Source organism: Streptomyces sp. NPDC048600, from assembly GCF_055587025.1.
Window position 1 is genome coordinate 39,437 of record NZ_JBVJGZ010000013.1, and the last position, 21,317, is coordinate 60,753.

Here is a 21,317-nt window from a genome sequence, read left to right on the forward strand (position 1 = left end):
TCGCCCACTTGTGCGAGAGCGGAGACTCTCGCGGGGAGGGTTCTCACGTGGGCAGACACGCCCTGAGACGGGGCGGCCAGGCCGCCGCCGTCTGTTCGCTGGTGGTCGCGGTGGCCGCGTCGTCCCTGTTCGTCCTCTCGTCCGAGGACGGCGAGGCCGCCGAGACCGCCGCCGGCACCACCGGGATCACACTCACCGATCCCAGCACCACCGCCGCACGTACCGAACGCCCCTACGTCGTGGGCGACTCGGGCTTCCTGCACCGCCATGCGGGCAAGGACGGCCTGCTGTGGACCGACTACGCCACGGGCCGCACCGTCACGGTCGGGGAGGCGTCCGGCGTCTACACGCCGGACACCGCCTGCGCCACCGTCGACTCGGCCTGCCGCGACGCCTGGTACGGCTCGGACGGCGACACGGTCGCGCTGCCGAGGACGGCGTCCGACGCACAGGCCACGCTGTGGGACCCGGCCACGGGCACCACCAGGACCGTCGAGTGGAACGCCCAGGACCACGGCTACTACCGTGCCCTCGCCGGCGACACGATCCTCACGACCTCCGCCCTGCTGGACGAGGTCGACGGCGCCTGGCGCACCCGCCCCGTCGGCGGTGAATCGACGAGCGTGCGGAGCACGGACGTACGCGCCGCGGACTCCTCCGGAGTGCTCGTGGCGGACGGCAACTACGGGCTCGCCTACATCGACGTCGAGACGGCCGTGGCCACCACGGCGTTCACCGACACCTCGTACATACCCAAGACCGTGATGAACGAGGACCGCGTCGGCTGGTACGACACCTACAGCGGCTATCTGCACCTGAAGTCCCGCAACGACCTCGCCGCACCGGAACAGCAGGTCGAGGTGCCCGAGCTGTCCAGCGGCCTCGACGGCGAACCGGTCCTGGTCGGCGACTGGGTACTGCTGCCGCGCTATGTGAGCCCGACCGTCACCCGACTCCTCGCGGTGAACCTCACCGACCCGTCCGTGAAGCAGACCCTGCTGGCGAGCGTCGGCGAGTACGCCCTCGCGGGCGGTGACGGGGAGGCGCTCGTCAGCGGCGGCACGGCCATCACCGACCGGTGGGTCCAGCGCGTGACCCAGGCCGCGGACGGGACGCTGAAGCTGGAGAAGCTGTACCGGTCCCCGGCCCTGGAGAACACCAAGACCGGCATCGCCCTCAGCCGCGGCAGCCTGCGCGTCGCCGAGGACGACCCGGCGAGCACCACCGCGGACACCTCGTCCGTGCGCACGCTCTCCACCGACGGCTCCACCGTGCTGACGGCCTCCGCCGCCACGGAGAGCGGCGCGATGTACGAGCCCGTCTGCCCGTACCCCGGCACCACCTGCTCGGCGCTGTGGGGCGGCCTCGACGGCGAGGACGTGTACCTCGACACCAACGGCGGCACCGACGAGGGCGAGAACGGCGGCGACGACCGCCTGCGCGCCCTCGGCGGCCACAACCTGGACTACGGGACGCGGGGCGGCGCGATCGTCGACGTCTCCGACGACTACGCCGTCTACAACTCGGGCGGCGCGACACCCACGCAGTACGTCGGCCGGTTCGGCTACGGCCAGCTGGTGAAGCGGTCGGTGCGCGCCGCCGCCCTGAACGGCCCCACCCTGTGGAGCCCCAGTACCCTCGGCAAGCTCTCCTCGTACAGCCTCGTCGAGATGAAGACGCTCACCACCGTGACCGTCCCGGGCCTGGCCTGTGTGCCGAGCGAACTCCAGGCGGCGGGGCGCTGGGTGTACTGGGCGTGCGGGACCGCCTCGGCGGGCGTGTACGACACCAAGGCGGGTACGGCCAGGGCCGTCGCCCCCGGTGACGTGCTGCTCGGCGACGGCTTCACCGTCCGCCACGACCACGCGGCCGACGAGCTGGTCCTGACGGAGGCGGCCACCGGCGCGACCCGCGTCATCGCCTCCGGCCTGCCCGACAGCGGGCTGCCCGTGGACCGCCGCTACCGCTGGACGGTCGACGAGTACACGGGCCTGGTCGCCTGGTTCGACGACTACGAGCGCACGCAGGTCGTCACCACCGGCATCGCGCCGTCCGCGACCACGGCCTTCCGCGCCGAGACCGCGTCCTACGCGCAGCCGTCGAACGCGGCGCCGTGGACCGGTGACTGGCTGCTGTCGCGTCCGGTCACCTCCTGGTCCCTGGCCTTCACCTCCGTCCAGAGCGGCGCGAACGGCAAGGCCACCCGCACGTTCACCGGCGGAGCGACCGCGGCCCATGTCTCCGCGCGGTGGAACGGCCTGGCGACGAACGGGCTCCGCTTCCCCAACGGCTGGGCCACCTGGACGCTCAGGGCGACCGGTGTCGGAAGCACCGCCGCGACCACGGTGGCCACGGGCAAGGTCTTCTTCCAGGGGGGCATGCCGGTCCGCCGTGACTTCGTCAGCGCCGACGGCCCCGACGGCCGCGGCGACCTGCTCACCCTCACCACCTCGGGTGCCCTGACCTTCCACGCGGGCACCGGCACGGGCAGGGTCGGGGAGCGGACGACCGCCACCGGCTGGCCCTCGACCGTCACGGCCGTCCCCTTCGGCGATCTGAGCGGCGACCGCTGCAACGACGTCCTCGTCCGGCTGAGCAGCGGGGCCCTGCGGCTGTACAAGCCGGGCTGCAACACGGCGCCCAGGACGTCGACGCCGTACACGACGCTGGCGACCGGCGGCTGGACGACGTTCGACATGCTCACCTCGCCCGGCGACGTCAGCGGCGACGGCCTCCCGGACGTGATCGCCCGCAAGGCGAGCACGGGCGCGGTGTACCTGTACAAGGGCCTGAGCACGGGCAAGCTGTCCACCGCGGTGCTCCTCTACTCGGACTGGCGGACCTACAAGAAGGTCGTGGGCGTCGGCGACGTCACCGGGGACGGCCGGGTCGACCTGATCGCGCAGGACAAGACCAACGCCCTCTACCGCTACGACGGCAGGGGCAACGGCACCTTCGGCGCCCGGGTGAAGCTCTCCGCCAGCTGGGGCGGCGCCTACAACGTCGTGGTCGGCGTCGGCGACCTCACCGACGACGGCAACGCCGACCTCGTCGCCCGCGACACCGGCGGCACCCTGTGGCGCCACTCCGGCACCGGCAGGGGCACGTTCTCGGCGGGCGTGAAGCTCGGCACCGGCTGGAGCGCCTACAAGTCCCTCTCCTGAAGATCGGGACGGGCGTCCGGCGCCCCGGTCCGGCGGCGCGCGGTTCACCGCGTGCCGCCGGACGCACCGGCTCAGGTGCCGTCGTTCGTCGCATCCCGGTCGACGCCCATGGTGAGGGAGCCGACGACTCCCCGGGCGATGTTCTTCTTGTCGTACTTCAGCTTGAGCAGGCCGCCCGTGGTGCCGCTCTGGTCGTAGATGGTGTCCTCGCTGAGCGTGGTGCGCTCGGTGGTGCTGGTGGAGTACGGGGCGACCTTCGCGGAGGCCAGCACGGACTCCTCGTCGAGGAAGAACTGGCCGGTGTGGCAGGTGTGGCCGCCCTCGTAGCCGGAGCCGGTCCATTCACCGTCCACATGCACCTTGGTGTGGATGTGGACCGTACGGCCCCGGTACCAGCCCGGGAAGACCGTCCTGAAGGTGACCCGGCCGTGCTTGTCGGTCTTCCAGGTGCCGCGCAGGTAGCGCTTGTCGTCGGTGGGCTGCTCGTGGATGCCGCCGCCGGTGCCGCCCGAGGGCCCGCCGGAGGGTGCGCCCGACGGGGGCTCGCCCGTGGGCGCGCCGGAGGGCAGGTCGGTGGGCGCCCCGGAGGGCGGGGTGCCGCCCCCGCCGCCGGTCGACAGGCTCTCGTAGCCGGAGTAGAGGCCGAGCGCGTCGCAGTGCCAGACGTCGACGGCCGCGTTCGCGACCGGTTCGCAGGTCTCGGCGTCGATCACCCTGAGCCGGAGGGTCAGCGGGATGCCCTCCTTGTCCTCGGTGATGTCCTGCCGGATCTTGTCGGCGTCGATGTAGTAGGGGCCCTCGGTGGTCTCGGAGGTGAGCCGGTAGCAGGTCTCGCCGCTGCCGGAGCCCTTCGCGGCGTCGTCCGGGCCGCCGCTCTCGCCGGCGAAGGCGCCCGCCGCCAGTGTGCCTCCCACGCCGACCGCGACCGCGGCGCCCGCGCCCGCCACGACGACCTTGCGACGGGTCACGCTCTTCTTGTGTGCAGGGGTTCGCGTCATGGGAAGCGAAGCTAGGCACGCCCCCTGTCAGCGGCATGAGCGAGGGCTGAGGACGGGCCCAGGAAACGCGAAGGCGCCCCGGACCCCAGGTCCGGGGCGCCTTCGCGGTCGCCCTACTTCGCCTGCGGCTTGCGCACCGACAGGTGCAGTTCCTTCAGCCGGGCCTCCTCCAGCTCCGTCGGCGCGCCCATCATCAGGTCCTGGGCGTTGCCGTTGAGCGGGAAGGAGATGGTCTCGCGGATGTTCGGCTCGTCGGCCAGCAGCATCACGATGCGGTCGACGCCGGGGGCGATGCCGCCGTGCGGCGGGGCGCCGAAGCGGAACGCGCGCAGCATGCCCGCGAACTTCTCCTCGACGGTCTCCCGGTCGTAGCCGGCGATCTCGAAGGCCTTGAGCATGATCTCGGGCTCGTGGTTCCGGATCGCGCCGGAGGACAGCTCGACGCCGTTGCAGACGATGTCGTACTGCCAGCCGAGGATGTCCAGCGGGTCCTGGGTCTCCAGGGCCTCCAGGCCGCCCTGCGGCATGGAGAAGGGGTTGTGCGAGAAGTCGATGGCGCCGGTGTCCTCGTCCTTCTCGTACATCGGGAAGTCGACGATCCAGCAGAACCGGAAGACGCCCTCCTCGAAGTGCCCGGCACGCTTGGCGGCCTCGACACGGACCGCGCCCATGATCTTCGAGACCTCGTCGAAGTCGCCCGCGCCGAAGAACACGGCGTGACCGGCCTCCAGGCCGAGGCGCTCGGTGAGGACCTTGACGTTCTCCTCGGTGAGGAACTTGGCGATCGGGCCGGACAGCGCGCCGTCCTCGCCGACACGGACCCAGGCCAGGCCCTTGGCGCCCTGGGAGACCGCGAAGTCACCGAGCTGGTCGAAGAACTTGCGGGGCTGGGCGGAGACGTCCGGCACCGGCAGCGCACGCACGTGCTTGCCCGCGAAGGCCTTGAACTCGCTGGCCTCGAAGACGTCGGTGATGTCGACGAGCTCCAGCTGGGCGCGCAGGTCCGGCTTGTCGGAGCCGTACTTCAGCATCGACTCGCGGAACGGGATGCGCGGGAACGGCGAGGTGACGTGGCGGCCGCCGCCGAACTCCTCGAACAGCTCGGTCATGAGCCGCTCGATCGGCTGGAAGACGTCCTCCTGCTCGACGAAGCTCATCTCGACGTCGAGCTGGTAGAACTCGCCCGGCGAGCGGTCGGCGCGGGCGTCCTCGTCGCGGAAGCAGGGCGCGATCTGGAAGTAGCGGTCGAAGCCGGAGATCATCAGCAGCTGCTTGAACTGCTGCGGGGCCTGGGGGAGGGCGTAGAACTTGCCCGGGTTCAGGCGGGAGGGCACGACGAAGTCGCGGGCGCCCTCGGGGGAGGTGGCGGACAGGATCGGCGTCGCCATCTCGTTGAAGCCCAGCGCCGTCATCTTGTGGCGGATCGCGGAGATGACCGCGGTGCGCAGCATGATGTTGCGGTGCATGCGCTCGCGGCGCAGGTCCAGGAAGCGGTACTCCAGGCGCCGCTCCTCGTTGACCCCGTCCTCGGCGTTGATCGTGAAGGGCAGCGGGGCGGCCGCGCCGAGCAGCTCGACCTCGCCGACCTCGACCTCGATCTCGCCCGTGGGCAGCTCGGGGTTGATGTTGTCGGCGCCGCGGGAGACGGCCTTGCCGTCGATACGGAGGGTCGACTCCTTGGAGATCTTGTCCAGGGCCTCGTACGCCGGGGTGCCGGGACGGGCGACCAGCTGCGTGATGCCGTAGTGGTCGCGCAGATCGATGAAGAGGATGCCGCCCAGGTCGCGCCGATTGTGCAGCCAGCCGCTCAGCCGGACGTCGGTGCCGACGTCAGAGGCGCGGAGCTCGCCGCAGGTGTGGGACCTGTACCGATGCATCGTCGTTCATCCAGCCTTCGTGGATCGGGGGCATGTTTCACGTGAAACACACCCAGGGTACCGGGCACGCGAAGATCGGCTTCCCCTATTAGGGGCGGGGTGCGGGAGGTGCGCGACGGGCGGCCGGAACCCTCTTCGGTGGCAGGATGCGAACACCCTTTCCTAAAGTGGGGCAATGCGCACTGGTGAGCCCCTGCCCGCCGTGGAGCAGGTTCTCGCCTCTCTTGCGACCGGCCTGTGGCACTGGGACACGTCGACAGGCCTGGTCAGACTGGACGCGGAGGCCGCCCGGCTGCTCGGCCTGCCCGCCGAGGAGGCGACGCTCACCGAGCCCCAGGTGCGGGCCCGGCTGCATCCGGTGGACTGGAACGAGATCACCGGCGTCGTGCAGCTCGCGGCCGCCGAGAGCACCCTCGCCGAGGTCCGCATCCGGATCATGGACGAGCAGGGCCGGATCGTCCGGATCGTCCGCAGCCGCTCCAAGCCCTCCTTCGACCGCCAGAAACGGGCCTACGAGCTGATCGGCACCCTCCAGGAGGTCACCGAGCCGCTGCCGGGCACCTCGGTGAACCGGAGCACCGTCACCGGTGACTGGCGCCGCTCGCGCGAGGCGTTCCTGCTGGACGCGGGCCGGGCGCTGGCCGAGGCCCGGTCCACCGCCGAGGTGCTGCGGGTGGCGGCGGCGCTGTCGATGCCGGGGTTCTCCCCGGACGGGCTGGCGGTGTTCGGCGTCTCGGGCGACCGGCTGACGGTCATCGGCCACCACGGGCACCGGCCCGGCGACGAGGGCCCCTTCGCGCACATGTCCCTGGACACCGCCTACCCGGCCGCCGACGTGGTGCGCACCGGCCGGGCCGTCTATCTGCCCTCCCCCGACGAGTACGGGCGCCGCTATCCGCTCACCTGGCCGCTGGCCCAGCAGTTCGGCCGCCAGTCGTGGGCGTTCCTGCCGCTGACGGTCGCCGGGCGCACGATCGGCGCCTGGATGGCCGCCTTCACCTACCCGGTGGCCTTCACCCCGGACGAGCGCTCGGTGCTGACGACGGTGGCCCGGATGCTCGCCCAGGCCCTGTCGCGCGCCGGGGCCGCGGAGTCCGAGCGGGAGCTGACCGACGGCCTCCAGCGCTCGATGCTGCCCACCCTGGGCCCCGAGATCCCGGGCATGTCCGTGACGGCCCGCTACATCCCGACCGGCGGCGGCCTCCAGGTGGGCGGCGACTGGTACGACCTGATCCCGCTGCCCAACGGGCGGATCGCGCTGGTCATCGGAGACGTCCAGGGGCACGACGTGCGGGCGGCCGGGCTGATGGGGCAGCTGCGGATAGCGCTGCGGGCGTACGCCTCGGAGGGACACCGCCCCGACGCCGTGCTCTCCCGCGCCTCCCGCTTCCTGCACGGCATCGGCCACACCGGCGACGACCCCGCCGATGTGCGCTTCGCGACCTGTCTCTACGTCGAGGTGGACCCGGTCACCGGAATGGTGGAGGCGGCCCGCGCGGGCCATCTGGACCCGGTGATCCGGATGCCGGACGGCACGGTCCTGGTCCGGGCCACCGCGGGCGGGCTGCCGCTGGGCATCGACCCGGACACCGACTACCCGACCACCCGGCTCGCCCTGGAGCCGGGCGAGATCATGATGATCTGCACCGACGGCCTGATGGAGACCGGCGGCCACAACCTGGACACCGGCTGGACCCGCATCCGCCGCATCCTGGAGGAGCACGACAGCGACCTGGACGAGCTGGCCGACCTCCTGGTGCAGGCCGTGCACGGGCCGTCCTCGCACCACACCACGGGCCCGCTGGCCGACCGGCGCGAGGACGACATCGCCTTCCTGCTGCTGTGCCGCCAGGGCGAGGGCTGCGGGTGCGGGGACGCCGTGGCCGTACGGGCTCCGGTGCGGCGCACCATGCTGACCGTGGCGCAGGCCGAGCCGGAGCGGATCGCGGTGGCCCGCCGGCATCTGCGGGACCTGCTGCACGACTGGGCCTCCCAGGACCAGCTCGACTCGGCGGTCCTGCTGATGTCGGAGATGCTGACCAACGTCCTGGTGCACACCGACGCCGACGCGCTGCTGGTCGCCGAGGTCACCGGGCAGGACCGGCGGCGGCTGCGGGTGGAGGTCACCGACACCAGCGACGACCTGCCGCACAAGCGCCACCCCGGCGAGCTGGCCTCCTCCGGACGCGGTCTGGTGCTGATCGAGCTGCTCGCCGACGCGTGGGGCGTCGCGCCGCGCGGCGAGGGCAAGAGCATCTGGTTCGACCTCTACGAGGGCGACGGTTCCGGCGAGCCCGGGGAGTCCGGGGGGTCCGACGGCTTCCCCGGCGCGTAGCGCGCCCGGAGCTCGTGCAGCACGCCGAAGGCCGCGGCCGTGACCGGCACGGCCAGCAGCATGCCGAGGATGCCGGCGACGGAGGCGCCCGCGGTGATGGTGACCATGACGACCGCCGGATGCATCTGCACGGTCCTGCTCTGGATCACCGGCTGGAGGACGTGCCCCTCGAGCACCTGCACCGCGAGCACCACACCGAGCGCCCACAGCGCGATCACGAGGCCCCGGTCGGCGAGCGCGACCAGCACGGCCACCGCCCCGGAGATGAACGCGCCGAGGTAGGGGATGTAGGCGCCGACGAGCACCAGCGCGCCGAGCCCGAACGCGCCCGGCACGTCGAGGACGAGCAGCCCCACGGTGATGCAGACGGAGTCGATGAGGGCGATCAGGGTGGTGCCGCGCATGAACCCCTCGACGGCCTGGAAGGCCCGCCGCGCCATGGCCTCCAGCACGTCCCCGCCGCCCCTCGGGGCGAGGGAGCGCAGGGTGGCGGCGGCCTTGTGGGAGTCGCGCAGGAAGAAGAAGACCAGCAGCAGGGCGAGCACGGCCATGGCGATGGTCTCGCCGACCACGCTGACCCCGCTGATCACCCCGGAGGCCGCGGTGCTGCCGAAGCGGGACAGCAGACCGCGGGCGTTGGAGGCGATGTCGTCCAGCGAGGTGCCGGCCGCCCCGAAGTGCTCGGCGATCGACTCGGCCGCGTCCCTGAGGGAGGCGGTGATCTGCTCGCCGGAGTCGATGAGCGCGGCGACGACGATGTAGACGGCGCCGCCGACGACGGCCACCACGGCGACACAGGTCAGCGCGGCGGCCAGGGACCGGTGCACATGCGCCTTGACCAGCCGCCGGTGGAGGGGCCGGAGCAGGGCGGTGCCGAGCAGCGCGAGCAGCACGGGCACCACGGCCGTCTTCAGCTCCACGCACAGCCGCACGCCGACCCAGCCGACGCCCGCGACCAGCAGGACGAGCGCGCACCAGGCGGCGACCCGGCGGGCGGGGCGGGGCAGCAGGGCTGCGGAGTCCGGCATCCTCCCAGCGGATCACGCCATGGGCGGGCTGTCCTGCGCGGACGGCCCGCCCGGGTGAAGGGGACTGACGAGACGTCAGGCGCCCGGGTCCGGAGCGACCGCGCCCCGGACCCTGGTGCTCCCGGCGGCCGGTCAGGCGTCGGCGGGGCCCTTCTCGTCCATGCCGTGGACCGCGGGAACGGTGCCGAGGCGGCCCTTCTGGAAGTCCTCGAAGGCCTGGACGAGTTCGTCCTGGGTGTTCATCACGAACGGGCCGTAGTGGGCCATGGGCTCACGGATCGGCCTGCCGCCCAGCAGGACGACCTCCAGGTCCGGAGTGTGGGAGTCCTGCTTCTCGTCGGCGCGGACGGTCAGCGAGGAGCCGGGGCCGAAGACCGCGGTCTGGCCGAGGTGGACCGGGCGGCGGTCGGCGCCGACGGAGCCGCGGCCGGCGAGCACATAGGCCAGCGCGTTGAAGTCCTCGCGCCAGGGCAGGGTGATCTCCGCGCCCGGCGCCAGGGTGGCGTGGATCATGGTGATCGGGGTGTGGGTGACGCCCGGACCGGCGTGCCCGTCCAGCTCGCCGGCGATCACGCGCAGCAGCGCGCCGCCGTCCGGGGAGGTGAGCAGCTGGACGCTGCCGCCGCGGATGTCCTGGTAGCGCGGGGCCATCATCTTGTCGCTCGCCGGCAGGTTCACCCACAGCTGGAGCCCGTGGAAGAGGCCGCCCGACATCACCAGGTGCTCCGGCGGCGCCTCGATGTGGAGGAGGCCCGAGCCGGCCGTCATCCACTGGGTGTCGCCGTTGGTGATGGTGCCACCGCCGCCGTGGGAGTCCTGGTGGTCGAAGATGCCGTCGATGATGTAGGTGACGGTCTCGAAGCCACGGTGGGGGTGCCAGGGGGTGCCCTTGGGCTCGCCCGGCGCGTAGTCCACCTCACCCATCTGGTCCATCATGATGAACGGGTCCAGATGGCGGTAGTTGATCCCGGCGAACGCGCGGCGCACCGGGAAGCCCTCGCCCTCGAAGCCGCTCGGCGCGGTGGTGACGGCGAGCACGGGACGTGCCACGGCTTCGCCCGGCGCGGCCACGCGGGGCAGAAGCAGCGGGTTCTCGACGGTCACTGCAGGCATGTCGGTACCTCCTTGTGCTTCGATTTTAGTTGACTGTTGAACTTCCTGCCACCTCGGAACGAAGAATGCCCGGAGGGAATTCCCTCCGGGCACCCGGTCAGGCCGATACTCGACGGCGCTCGGCTCGGCCCCCGCGCCTCCCACGGCACGGGGAAGAGGCGCTGCGAGGCGCCGGCGTGAAGACGGGGCGCGCCCGTGCTGCCGCCCGGCGCCCCGCGCACCGCCCGTCGCAGAACGGCGGGAAACGCCCCCACAGGGCCGGTTCCGGCAGCGAGGGCACGGATCATGGGCCGCCCTGCAGAGGCGGGACGGAACGGCGGACGATCGCCGTCAGCCGTACATCCGGCGCATGGCGAACTCGACCATCTGCTCCACGGCCTTGGCGTCGAACACCATCCGGTGCTCGCCCTCCATGTCGAGGACGAAGCCGTAGCCGGTGGGGAGCAGGTCGATCACCTCGGCGCCGGTGATGACGAAGTACTTGGACTCCTTGCCCGCGTACCGGCGCAGCTCCTTCAGCGAGGTGAACATGGGGATCACCGGCTGCTGGGTGTTGTGCAGGGCGAGGAAGCCAGGGTTGTCGCCGCGCGGGCAGTAGACCTTCGAAGTCGCGAAGACCTGCTGGAAGTCCTCCGCGGCCACCTGGCCCGTGGTGAAGGCCCGCACCGCGTCGGCGAGGGAGGGCGGCGACGGCTCGGGGTACAGCGGCGACTGCTGCCCGTACTGGCCGGGCATCTGCTGCTGCGGCGTGGCGTACTGCTGCTGGGCAGCGCCCCCGTCCATCGGCTGGCCGTATCCGTACATGGGCGCAAGGGTACCGAGTAGACCCTTCTCACACTCGGCCCCATGGGGGTTGCGTCTTATTACTGGCGGGTAGCATCATCGTAGACACTTGCTGGTACGTGAATCAGTCGCGAGGAGTCAGTGCCTCGCCGATCCCTCTACGGAGCCGTCGCCATGGGGCACTACAAGTCGAATCTCCGCGACATCGAGTTCAACCTCTTCGAAGTACTCGGGCGCGACAAGCTGTACGGCACCGGCCCGTTCGAGGAGATGGACACCGACACCGCCAAGAGCGTTCTGGAGGAGCTGACGCGGCTCGCCGAGAACGAGCTGGCCGAGTCGTTCACCGACGCCGACCGCAACCCGCCGGTCTTCGACCCGGAGACCAACACCGCGCCGGTCACGCCGTCCTTCAAGAAGAGCTACAAGGCCTTCATGGACTCGGAGTACTGGCGTCTGGGCCTGTCCGAGGAGATCGGCGGCACCACCGCCCCGCCGTCGCTGATCTGGGCGTACGCGGAGCTGATCCTGGGCTCGAACCCGGCCGTGTGGATGTACTCCTCGGGCCCGGCGTTCGCCAACATCCTCTTCGAGGAGGGCAACGAGGTCCAGAAGAAGATCGCCCGGATCGCCGTCGAGAAGACCTGGGGCTCCACCATGGTCCTCACCGAGCCGGACGCCGGTTCGGACGTCGGCGCGGGCCGCACCAAGGCGGTCCAGCAGGAGGACGGCTCCTGGCACATCGAGGGCGTGAAGCGCTTCATCACCTCCGGTGAGCACGACATGGAGGAGAACATCCTCCACTACGTCCTCGCCCGCCCCGAGGGCGCCGGCCCCGGCACCAAGGGCCTGTCCCTCTTCCTCGTCCCGAAGTACCTGTTCGACTTCGAGACCGGCGAGCTGGGCGAGCGCAACGGCGCCTACGCCACCAACGTCGAGCACAAGATGGGCCTGAAGGCCTCCAACACCTGCGAGATGACGTTCGGTGACCGCCACCCCGCCAAGGGCTGGCTGATCGGCGACAAGCACGACGGCATCCGCCAGATGTTCCGCATCATCGAGTTCGCCCGCATGATGGTCGGCACGAAGGCGATCTCCACGCTCTCCACCGGCTACCTGAACGCCCTGGAGTACGCCAAGGAGCGCGTCCAGGGTCCCGACCTGGCGAACTTCATGGACAAGGCCGCGCCCAAGGTCACCATCACGCACCACCCCGACGTGCGCCGCTCGCTGATGACGCAGAAGGCGTACGCGGAGGGCATGCGCGCCCTCGTCCTGCACACCGCCTCCGTCCAGGACGCGATCGCGGTCAAGGAGGCGAACGGCGAGGACGCCAAGACCGAGCACGCGCTGAACGACCTGCTCCTGCCGATCGTCAAGGGCTACGGCTCCGAGAAGGGCTACGAGCAGCTCGCCCAGTCGCTCCAGACCTTCGGCGGCTCCGGGTTCCTCCAGGAGTACCCGATCGAGCAGTACATCCGGGACGCCAAGATCGACACCCTCTACGAGGGCACCACGGCGATCCAGGGCCAGGACTTCTTCTTCCGGAAGATCGTCCGCAACCAGGGCGCGGCCCTGAACGGCCTGGCCGAGGACATCAAGAAGTTCCTCGCGGTCGGCACCGGCGGCGACGAGCTGGCCGGCGCCCGTGAGCACCTGGCCAAGGCGGCCGTCGAGCTGGAGGCCATCGTCGGCCTGATGCTCACCGACCTCGCCGCCACCGAGCAGGACGTCAAGAACATCTACAAGGTCGGTCTGAACACCACCCGCCTGCTGCTGGCCTGCGGTGACGTGGTCGTCGGCTACCTGCTGCTGCGCGGCGCGGCCGTGGCCGCCGAGAAGCTGGCGTCGGCCTCCGCGAAGGACAAGGCCTTCTACACCGGCAAGATCGCGGCGGCGAAGTTCTTCGCGGCCAACGTCCTGCCCGGCGTGACCCTGGCCCGCAAGATCTCCGAGAACGTCGAGCTGGACCTGATGGAGCTCGACGAGGCCGCGTTCTAGGGACTCGACGGGCCGGTTCCGGCCTGGCCTTTCCGATCTGTCCGGACACGTCCGGCAGTCGGTCCACGTCCTGACGAGGGCCCGCTCCCCAACAAGGGGAGCGGGCCCTTGTCCGTCGTTAAGGTGAACCCATGACCCAACCCCCCCGCAGCGACCGCAGCCACACCGACGACCTCATCGCCTTCCTCACGGCCAGCCCGACGCCGTACCACGCCGTGGCGAGCGTGGCCGAGCGGCTGGAGAAGGCAGGGTTCCGCCAGGTCGCGGAGACGGACGCCTGGGACGGCACGAGCGGCGGCAAGTACGTCACGCGCGGCGGCGCCGTGGTCGCCTGGTACGTCCCCGAAGGAGCGGCGCCCCACACGCCGTTCCGGATCGTCGGCGCGCACACCGACTCGCCCAACCTGCGGGTCAAGCCGCAGCCCGACACCGGGTCGTTCGGCTGGCGGCAGGTGGCCGTGGAGATCTACGGCGGGCCGCTGCTGAACTCCTGGCTCGACCGCGATCTGGGCCTGGCCGGCCGGCTGACCCTGCGGGACGGCTCCACGCGCCTGGTCAACGTGGACCGGCCGCTGATGCGGGTGCCGCAGCTGGCGGTCCACCTGGACCGGTCGGTGACCTCGGAGGGGCTCAAGCTCGACAAGCAGCGCCACCTCCAGCCGGTGTGGGGGCTCGGCGACGCCGTCCGCGACGGCGACCTGATCGCCTTCATGGAGCAGGAGGCCGGCGTCCCGGCCGGCGAGGTCGTCGGCTGGGACCTGATGACGCACTCCGTGGAGGCGCCCGCCTACCTCGGCCGCGACCGCGAGCTGCTGGCCGGTCCGCGGATGGACAACCTGCTGTCGGTGCACGCCGGTGTCACCTCCCTGACGGCCGCCGCGGCGAGCGGGGCGGACCTCACCTCCATCCCGGTGCTGGCCGCCTTCGACCACGAGGAGAACGGCTCCCAGTCCGACACCGGCGCCGACGGCCCGCTGCTCGGCGGGGTCCTGGAGCGCTCGGTCTTCGCCCGCGGCGGCTCCTACGAGGACCGGGCCCGCTCCTTCGCCGGCACCGTCTGCCTCTCCTCCGACACGGGCCACGCCGTGCACCCCAACTACGCCGAGCGGCACGACCCGACGCACCACCCCAAGGTCGACGGCGGCCCCATCCTCAAGGTGAACGTCAACAACCGCTATGCCACCGACGGTTCGGGCCGCGCGGTGTTCGCCGCGGCGTGCGAGAGAGCGGGCGTGCCCTTCCAGACCTTCGTCTCGCACAACTCCATGCCCTGCGGCACCACGATCGGCCCGATCACGGCCGCCCGGCACGGCATCCGCACCGTCGACATCGGCGTGGCGATCCTCTCCATGCACAGCGCCCGTGAACTGTGCGGCACGCAGGACCCCGCGCTCCTGACGCGGGCTCTGACGGCCTTTTTGGAAGGCTGATCCGCCCCTCCCAGGTGTTCGATCGAAGGGTCCGGGTACCCGGACCCTTCGAACACACAGGGCATGTCTGGGAGGGAGGCAGGTGGGATGGGCCTCGGAGGCTGCATCATCCTGATCGCCGTGGGAGCGATCCTCACGTTCGCGACGGACTGGGACATGAAGGGGGTGAACCTCGACGTGGTCGGGGTCATCCTCATGGCCGTGGGCCTGATCGGCGTCTCGACGTTCAGCAGCATCGCCCGGCGCCGCCGGGTGGTGGTGCCGCCGGCGACACCGGTGGTCGAGGACGACCCGCACCGCCGCCACGGCTACAGCGACGGCTACGGCGTGTGAGCCGGCCGGGCGGCGCGCGCGTCAGCCGAGCGCGTGCCCGGTCGTCGCGTCCACATGGTCAGGGACCTCCTCGTGGCGGTCGCCGACCGTGGACGTGCCGGTGGGCTCCAGGAGGAGGATCTCGGTGGGCACGGGCGCGTAGGGCTTGTGCTCCGTGCCGCGCGGCACGGTGAAGACGGAACCTCGCGGGAGTCTCACCGTGCGCTCGCCCGCCTCCTCGCGCAGGGCGATGTGCAGTTCGCCGGCCAGGACGAGGAAGAACTCGTCGGTGTCGTCGTGGACGTGCCACAGATGCTCGCCCTCGACCTTGGCGACCCGGACGTCGTAGTCGTTGACGGTCGTGACGATGCGCGGGCTCCACACCTGCGAGAAGGAGGCGAGGGCGGCGGCCAGGGATACGGGTTCGTCGGTCATGACCCGATCCTGACCCCTGGTGCGCGGCCGCCGCGAGTGCTAGTAATCGCATATGGCGCAAGGATCCTCTCAGTCTCCGCACCGGGTCGCGGTGATCGTCGACGAGGGGACGAACCCCTTCGAAGTGGGCGTCGCCACCGAGCTGTTCGGACTGCCCCGGCCCGAACTGGGGCTGCCCGGACCGCTGTACGAGGTGACGCTGTGCACCCCGACCCGGTCCGTGCGCATGAACCACGGCTTCTTCACGATGACCGGCACCGCGGGACTGGACGCCGTGGACACCGCCGACACCCTCGTCGTACCGGGCCGGCCCGACAACGTCGTACCGCGTGGCGCGGCCGTCCTGGACGCCATCCGCCGCACCCACGCGCGCGGGGCACGGCTGCTGAGCTTCTGCACGGGCAGCTTCGCGCTCGCCGAGGCCGGACTGCTCGACGGGCGCCGGGCCACCACGCACTGGATGTGGGCCGACGCCTTCCGCGCGCTGCATCCGCGGGTACGGCTGGAGCCCGACGTGCTCTTCGTGGACGAGGGCGACATCCTCACCGCCGCGGGCAGCGCCGCCGCGCTCGACCTCGGGCTGTACGTCGTGCGGCGCGACCATGGCGCCGAGATCGCCAACGCCGTCTCCCGGCGGCTGGTCTTCGCCGCGCACCGGGACGGCGGGCAGCGCCAGTTCGTGGAGCGCCCGGTCCCGCAGATCCGCGACGAGTCCCTGGCCCCGCTGCTGGCCTGGGCGCAGGAGCGCCTGGGCGAGTCGCTGACCGTGGCGGACCTGGCCGCCCGCGCCGCGGTCTCCCCCGCGACCCTGCACCGCCGCTTCCAGGCCCAGCTCGGCACGACGCCGCTGGCCTGGCTGACGGGGGAGCGGGTCACCCTGGCCTGCCGTCTCATCGAGCGCGGCGAGGAGCGGCTGGACGTGGTCGCCCGCGAGAGCGGCCTCGGCACGGCCGCGAACCTGCGCGCGCACGTGCGGCGCGAGACGGGGCTCAGCCCTTCGGCCTACCGGCGGCGTTTCGGACCGGCCGCGGGGGAACCCCTCGTGACATGAGATTTCTCGTGCGCGACCGGCTGCTCGGCTTCGGTGAGGACTACTGGATCGAGGACGACCACGGCAACAGGGTGTTCCTCGTCGACGGCAAGGCGATGCGCCTGCGGGACACGTTCGAGGTGAAGGACACCGAGGGGCGGGTGCTGATCGACATCCGGCAGAAGATGTTCGCCCTCCGGGACACCATGGTCATCGAGCGGGACGGCGAGCCGCTCGCCACGATCCGCCGCAAACGGCTCTCCCTGCTGCGCAACCACTACCGCGTCTCCCTCGCGGACGGCTCCACCGAGCTCGACGTCAGCGGCCGCATCGCCGACCGCGAGTTCGCGATCGAGTACGACGGCGAGCTGCTGGCCGTGATCTCCCGCAGATGGCTGCACGTCCGCGACACCTACGGCGTGGACGTCGTGCGCGAGGACGCCGACCCGACGCTGCTGATCGCGGTGGCGGTGTGCGTGATCCACCTGGCGGAGAAGGAACGGGGGGACTGAACGGAGGGGCCGACCCGCCCGGCTCGCGGGGAACCAGGGTCCGGCGGCGCGGAGCCAGGGTCCGGCGACAGCGGGGAGCCGGTCCGACAGCGGGGAGCCGGTCCGGCGGCCGGCCGTCCGGGCTCAGCGGCGGGGCGGCTCCAGGCCGAGGACGCGGTCCTTCAGGGCCGGGAACTGCTCCCGGGTCGCCGTCACCCTCGTCATGTCGAGGTCCACGGTGAGGATCTCCTCGTCCGGCCCCGCCTGCGCGAGCACCTCGCCCCAGGGGTCGACCACGATCGAGTGACCGGCCTGCGGGACCCCGGCATGCGTCCCGGCCGTTCCGCAGGCGAGGACGAACGCCTGGTTCTCCACCGCCCGCGCCTGCGCCAGCAGCGTCCAGTGGGCCCGCCGCCGCTCCGGCCAGCCCGCCGGGACGACCAGCGTCTCGGCACCGGCGTCGACGAGCCCGCGGAAGAGTTCCGGGAAGCGGAGGTCGTAGCAGGTCGCCACGCCCAGGGTCGTCTCCGGCAGACGGACCGTCACCAGTTCCCCGCCCGCGCTCATCAGCACGGCCTCGCCCTTGTCGAAGCCGAAGCGGTGGATCTTGCGGTACACGGCGGCCAGGTCGCCGTTCGGCGCGAAGACGAGCGAGGTGTTGTAGAGCGGGCCCTCGTCCTCGGCCGAGCCTGGGGCGGAGGTGCCGCGTTCGGGGACGGAGCCCGCGTGCAGCCACACACCCGCGTCGCTCGCCGCCTTCGCCATGGCCTCGTACGTCGGCCCGTGCAGCGGCTCGGCCTCGCTCCCGAACTCCTCGTAGGCGAACGCCCCGGTGGTCCAGAGCTCCGGCAGCACCACGAGGTCGGCTCCGGCCTGTTCCCGCACGAGCGCGGCGACCCGTTCCCGGCGGGCGGCGACCGATTCGCCCTCGTCTACGGCGATCTGGAGAAGGGAAGCGCGCACAGTACCACCGTCCTGGCATTCGAGTTGTCCACTCGGGCCTACGATCGTCACACGAAAGCACTGCCGGGGTGCCTCGGAGCAGCGTAACTTAACGTCTCAAGACACCCGCCGACAGCCGCCGCCACCTCCCACTGGCAACGCCGCCATAACCTGCCCGTGCTCCGACCGCCGAGGGGTCCCGTTCCGTGAGTCTGCATCCCACCCTCCAGCCCTACGCCGACGCCTGGACCCACTCCATCGACGCGATATCCGAGCTCGTGCAGGGGCTGGTGGAGGCCGACTGGAACCGCCGCACGCCGTGCCCGGCCTGGTCCGTGCGCGACGTCGTCTCCCATGTCATCGGCCTGGACTGCGAGATGCTCGGCGACCCGCGTCCGATCCACACGCTGCCGCGCGACCTGTTCCACGTCTCCAACGACCACCAGCGGTACATGGAGATGCAGGTCGACGTCCGCCGTCACCACACCGCGCCGGAGATGACCGCCGAGCTGGAGTACACGGTCATCCGCCGCAACCGCCAGCTGCGCAACGAGTCCCGCGACCCCGGCACCAAGGTCCGCGGCCCGCTCGGCACGGAGCTGACGCTGGAGGACGCCATGCGCGGCCACGCCTTCGAGGTGTGGGCGCACGAGCAGGACCTGCGCACCGCCCTCGGCCGCCCCGGCAACCTCGACTCCCCCGGCGCGCACATCGCCCGTGACCTGCTGCTGGAGGCCCTGCCCGACGTCGTCGCCGGGCGCGCGAACGCGCCGCGCAGCTCGGCCGTGGTCTTCGACGTGCACGGCCCGGTCGAGTTCCTGCGCACGATCCGCGTCGACATCCAGGGCCGGGGCACCCTGGAGACCGCCCCCGCCCTCGGCCCCGCCGCCGCCTTCACCCTCGACTGGGAGACCTTCGTCCGCCTCGCCTGCGGCCGCGTCACCCCCGAGGCGGTCGCCGACCGCGTCAAGGCGGAGGGCGACCCGGAACTGGCCAAGGCGATCCTGACGAACTTCACGGTGACGAGGTAACGGGTCACGCGAGCGTCGAAGCCCACCACTCCGACGCGAGTTCCGGGCGGTGGGCGGACACAGGCCCCGGGGCGGAGCCCCGGAAACTCCCCGACGCCAGTTCCGGTCGGTGGGCGAGCAAAGGTCCCGGGGTCCGGGGCGGAGCCCCGGGTGCTCCCCGACGCCAGTTCCGGGCGGTGGGCGGACACAGGTCCGGGGGTCCGGGGGCGGAGCCCCCGGTGGCCCGGCACCAGCGCCGCCCCGCCTCACACGGGGACGTGAACTGAGGACACCCGGCTCGCAACCAACCGCTCCCGCTCCCGCAGAGCCGCCCGCCGCCGCAACCGCAGTATCTGCGACACCCCGAGCCCCTGGAGCAGGAACACCGCGGAGAACGCGACCCGGTAGTCGCCCCCCGTCGCGTCCAGCAGCACCCCCACCGCGAACAGGGTGGTCATGGAGGCGACGAAGCCCCCCATGTTGGTGATGCCGGACGCCGTCCCCTGCCGCTCCGGCGGATTCGCCGGCCGCGCGAAGTCGAACCCGATCATCGACGCCGGCCCGCACGCCCCCAGTACCGCGCACAACGTCACGAGCAGCCACATCGGCGCCGCCGCCCCGGGCCAGTACAGCGTCACAGCCCACAGCAGCGCCGTCGCCCCCACGGTCCCGAGCGCCAACGGCAGCCGCGCCCCGTGATGCCGGGCGACGATCTGGCCGTAGACGAGCCCCACCGCCATGTTGGACAGCACGACGAGCGTCAGCAGCGCCCCCGCCGTCCCCCGCCCGAGCCCCTGCGCCTCGACCAGGAACGGCAGCCCCCACAGCAGCAGGAACACCATCGCCGGGAACTGCGTGGTGAAGTGCACCCACAGCCCCAGCCGGGTCCCCGGCTCCCGCCAGGACGCCGCGATCTGCCGCCGCACATACGCGCTCCCCCGATGCGACGGCGGCTCCGGCTCGTGCCCCTCGGGGTGGTCCCGCAGGAACAGCAGCAACAGCGCGAGGACCACCACGCCCGCCAGCGCGCTGCCGGCGAACGCGGCCGTCCAGCCGACCTCGTGCAGCAGCCGGGCCAGCACCAGCGTGGAGACGAGGTTGCCGGCCATCCCCACCAGCCCCGCGAGCTGCGCGATCAGCGGCCCGCGCCGCGCGGGGAACCACCGCGTGCCGAGCCGCAGCACGCTGATGAACGTCATCGCGTCCCCGCACCCGAGCAGCGCGCGCGAGGCCAGCGCCGTCCCGTACGAGGGGGAGAGGGCGAAACCGAGCTGCCCCGCCGTGAACAGCACCACCCCCAGCCCGAGCACCTTCTTGGTGCCGAGCCGGTCCACGAGCAGGCCGACGGGTATCTGCATCCCGGCGTAGACCAGCAGCTGGAGGATCGAGAACGTCGACAGGGCCGAGGCGTTCACACCGAAGCGGTCGGCCGCGTCGAGGCCCGCGACCCCCAGCGAGGTACGGAAGATGACGGCGACGAAGTAGACGGAGACACCGACGCCCCAGACGGCGACGGCGCGTCGCCCGCCGGGAGGGTCGCCCGGCAGCGCGGGTGCGACGGCACTCATCGCACCTCTCCCCGGGCCAGCAGGGAGAACCAGCCGACGTGCCGGTGGACCCGCTCGACGGCGGCCTCCGCGTCCCCGGCGCGCAGCGCGTCGAGGATCTCCTGATGCTCGGTGATGTTCTTTGCGATGCGGTCGGGATGGGAGTGCATCACGGCCACGCCCATGCGCAGCTGCCGGTCGCGCAGCTGGTCGTAGAGGCGGGAGAGGATCTCGTTGCCACCGCTGCGGACGATCTCGGCGTGGAAGCAGCGGTCGGTGACCGCGACGGCGGCCAGATCGCCCTCGGCGGCCTGCCGCTTCTGCCGTTCGAGCAGCTCCTCCAGGCGCTGGACCAGCCCGGCGGGCGCGGGGACGGCCTTGCGCGCGGCGTGCTCCTCGACGAGCAGCCGGGTCTCGACCACGTCCGCGATCTCCTGCGCGGAGACGGGCAGCACCAGGGCGCCCTTCTTCGGGTAGAGCCGGATCAGCCCCTCGACCTCCAGCCGCAGCAACGCCTCGCGCACCGGGGTGCGGGAGACCCCCACGGCCTCGGCGAGCTCGCCCTCGGTGAGCAGCGTGCCGCCTTCGTAGCGGCGGTCCAGGACGCCCTGTTTGACGTGACTGTAGACGCGTTCGGCGGCGGGGGGTTGCTTCACGGCCATGGTCATGGCGACAGGATAGATACAACACGTACGCATGCGGACCGTCGTCCAGGATGCGGACCCGAATTCCCTGAAACCGGAGCACAACCATTCACTGCCCCCACGTGTCTCATCCGTGCGGCCCTGTTTTCCCCTCCCAATGGGGCCACGACAAAAGAG

General features: G+C 71.7%; 17 protein-coding genes. 8 read left to right on the top strand and 9 right to left on the bottom strand.

Annotation, left to right across the window (positions count from 1 at the left end):
• Window positions 1–47 precede the first annotated feature (47 nt).
• On the top strand, window positions 48–3,164 hold the full coding sequence (locus ACZ6SQ_RS19045; RefSeq protein WP_469563226.1) for an FG-GAP repeat domain-containing protein: 3,117 nt from the start codon (window positions 48–50) through the stop codon (window positions 3,162–3,164).
• Window positions 3,165–3,235: 71 nt separating this feature from the next.
• Here ACZ6SQ_RS19045 and ACZ6SQ_RS19050 read toward each other — a convergent pair whose 3' ends face one another.
• A complete protein-coding gene (locus tag ACZ6SQ_RS19050) occupies window positions 3,236–4,162 on the bottom strand; it encodes an intradiol ring-cleavage dioxygenase (protein ID WP_469563230.1) in 927 nt (308 codons plus the stop codon).
• Window positions 4,163–4,275: 113 nt separating this feature from the next.
• Window positions 4,276–6,039 (bottom strand): aspartate--tRNA ligase, encoded by a 1,764-nt coding sequence (gene aspS, locus ACZ6SQ_RS19055; protein ID WP_469563232.1) that lies wholly within the window; start codon window positions 6,037–6,039, stop codon window positions 4,276–4,278.
• A 175-nt stretch (window positions 6,040–6,214) separates the two neighbouring features.
• Between aspS and ACZ6SQ_RS19060 the strand changes: the two genes are divergently transcribed.
• Window positions 6,215–8,374, top strand: a complete 2,160-nt coding sequence (locus ACZ6SQ_RS19060; RefSeq protein WP_469563235.1) for a SpoIIE family protein phosphatase — start codon at window positions 6,215–6,217, stop codon at window positions 8,372–8,374.
• On the opposite strand, the gene ACZ6SQ_RS19065 is transcribed toward ACZ6SQ_RS19060, so the two are convergent.
• The 3 genes from ACZ6SQ_RS19065 to ACZ6SQ_RS19075 all read right to left on the bottom strand — a co-directional run bounded on the left by ACZ6SQ_RS19065 (window position 8,308) and on the right by ACZ6SQ_RS19075 (window position 11,319).
• The gene (locus tag ACZ6SQ_RS19065) at window positions 8,308–9,402 is read right to left on the bottom strand and encodes an AI-2E family transporter (RefSeq protein WP_469563237.1); all 1,095 of its coding nucleotides are present in this window, start codon (window positions 9,400–9,402) and stop codon (window positions 8,308–8,310) included. The genes ACZ6SQ_RS19060 and ACZ6SQ_RS19065 overlap by 67 nt on opposite strands.
• 132 nt (window positions 9,403–9,534) lie before the next feature.
• Window positions 9,535–10,515, bottom strand: coding sequence for a pirin family protein (locus tag ACZ6SQ_RS19070; protein WP_469563240.1), 981 nt, complete (start codon window positions 10,513–10,515; stop codon window positions 9,535–9,537).
• 330 nt (window positions 10,516–10,845) lie between these two features.
• A complete protein-coding gene (locus ACZ6SQ_RS19075; protein WP_469563243.1) occupies window positions 10,846–11,319 on the bottom strand; it encodes an SseB family protein in 474 nt (157 codons plus the stop codon).
• 153 nt (window positions 11,320–11,472) lie between these two features.
• On the opposite strand from ACZ6SQ_RS19075, the gene ACZ6SQ_RS19080 reads away from it, so the two are divergent.
• The 3 genes from ACZ6SQ_RS19080 to ACZ6SQ_RS19090 all read left to right on the top strand — a co-directional run bounded on the left by ACZ6SQ_RS19080 (window position 11,473) and on the right by ACZ6SQ_RS19090 (window position 15,062).
• Entirely contained in the window at window positions 11,473–13,299 is a 1,827-nt protein-coding gene (locus ACZ6SQ_RS19080) for an acyl-CoA dehydrogenase (RefSeq protein WP_469563245.1), read from the top strand.
• A 131-nt stretch (window positions 13,300–13,430) separates the two neighbouring features.
• Complete coding sequence (locus ACZ6SQ_RS19085) at window positions 13,431–14,729, top strand: M18 family aminopeptidase (protein WP_469563248.1); 1,299 nt, start codon at window positions 13,431–13,433, stop codon at window positions 14,727–14,729.
• An 87-nt stretch (window positions 14,730–14,816) separates the two neighbouring features.
• Window positions 14,817–15,062, top strand: coding sequence for a DUF6458 family protein (locus ACZ6SQ_RS19090; RefSeq protein ID WP_469563251.1), 246 nt, complete (start codon window positions 14,817–14,819; stop codon window positions 15,060–15,062).
• Between the two features lie 21 nt (window positions 15,063–15,083).
• On the opposite strand, the gene ACZ6SQ_RS19095 is transcribed toward ACZ6SQ_RS19090, so the two are convergent.
• Window positions 15,084–15,476 (bottom strand): cupin domain-containing protein, encoded by a 393-nt coding sequence (locus tag ACZ6SQ_RS19095; RefSeq protein WP_469563254.1) that lies wholly within the window; start codon window positions 15,474–15,476, stop codon window positions 15,084–15,086.
• A gap of 52 nt (window positions 15,477–15,528) precedes the next feature.
• Between ACZ6SQ_RS19095 and ACZ6SQ_RS19100 the strand changes: the two genes are divergently transcribed.
• Window positions 15,529–16,527 (top strand): GlxA family transcriptional regulator, encoded by a 999-nt coding sequence (locus ACZ6SQ_RS19100; RefSeq protein WP_469563256.1) that lies wholly within the window; start codon window positions 15,529–15,531, stop codon window positions 16,525–16,527.
• Complete coding sequence (locus tag ACZ6SQ_RS19105; RefSeq protein ID WP_469563258.1) at window positions 16,524–17,018, top strand: LURP-one-related/scramblase family protein; 495 nt, start codon at window positions 16,524–16,526, stop codon at window positions 17,016–17,018. The genes ACZ6SQ_RS19100 and ACZ6SQ_RS19105 overlap by 4 nt, the downstream gene beginning before the upstream one ends.
• A gap of 123 nt (window positions 17,019–17,141) precedes the next feature.
• Here ACZ6SQ_RS19105 and ACZ6SQ_RS19110 read toward each other — a convergent pair whose 3' ends face one another.
• A complete protein-coding gene (locus ACZ6SQ_RS19110) occupies window positions 17,142–17,960 on the bottom strand; it encodes a carbon-nitrogen family hydrolase (protein WP_469563261.1) in 819 nt (272 codons plus the stop codon).
• Between the two features lie 185 nt (window positions 17,961–18,145).
• Between ACZ6SQ_RS19110 and ACZ6SQ_RS19115 the strand changes: the two genes are divergently transcribed.
• Complete coding sequence (locus tag ACZ6SQ_RS19115) at window positions 18,146–18,970, top strand: maleylpyruvate isomerase family mycothiol-dependent enzyme (RefSeq protein ID WP_469563264.1); 825 nt, start codon at window positions 18,146–18,148, stop codon at window positions 18,968–18,970.
• A 245-nt stretch (window positions 18,971–19,215) separates the two neighbouring features.
• Here the strand turns inward: ACZ6SQ_RS19115 and ACZ6SQ_RS19120 are convergent, their stop codons facing one another.
• Together ACZ6SQ_RS19120 and ACZ6SQ_RS19125 are read right to left on the bottom strand one after the other, a co-directional pair.
• Window positions 19,216–20,517, bottom strand: a complete 1,302-nt coding sequence (locus tag ACZ6SQ_RS19120) for an MFS transporter (protein WP_469563267.1) — start codon at window positions 20,515–20,517, stop codon at window positions 19,216–19,218.
• Complete coding sequence (locus tag ACZ6SQ_RS19125; RefSeq protein ID WP_386384571.1) at window positions 20,514–21,164, bottom strand: GntR family transcriptional regulator; 651 nt, start codon at window positions 21,162–21,164, stop codon at window positions 20,514–20,516. Before ACZ6SQ_RS19125 ends, ACZ6SQ_RS19120 begins: the two co-directional genes overlap by 4 nt.
• Window positions 21,165–21,317: the final 153 nt, after the last annotated feature.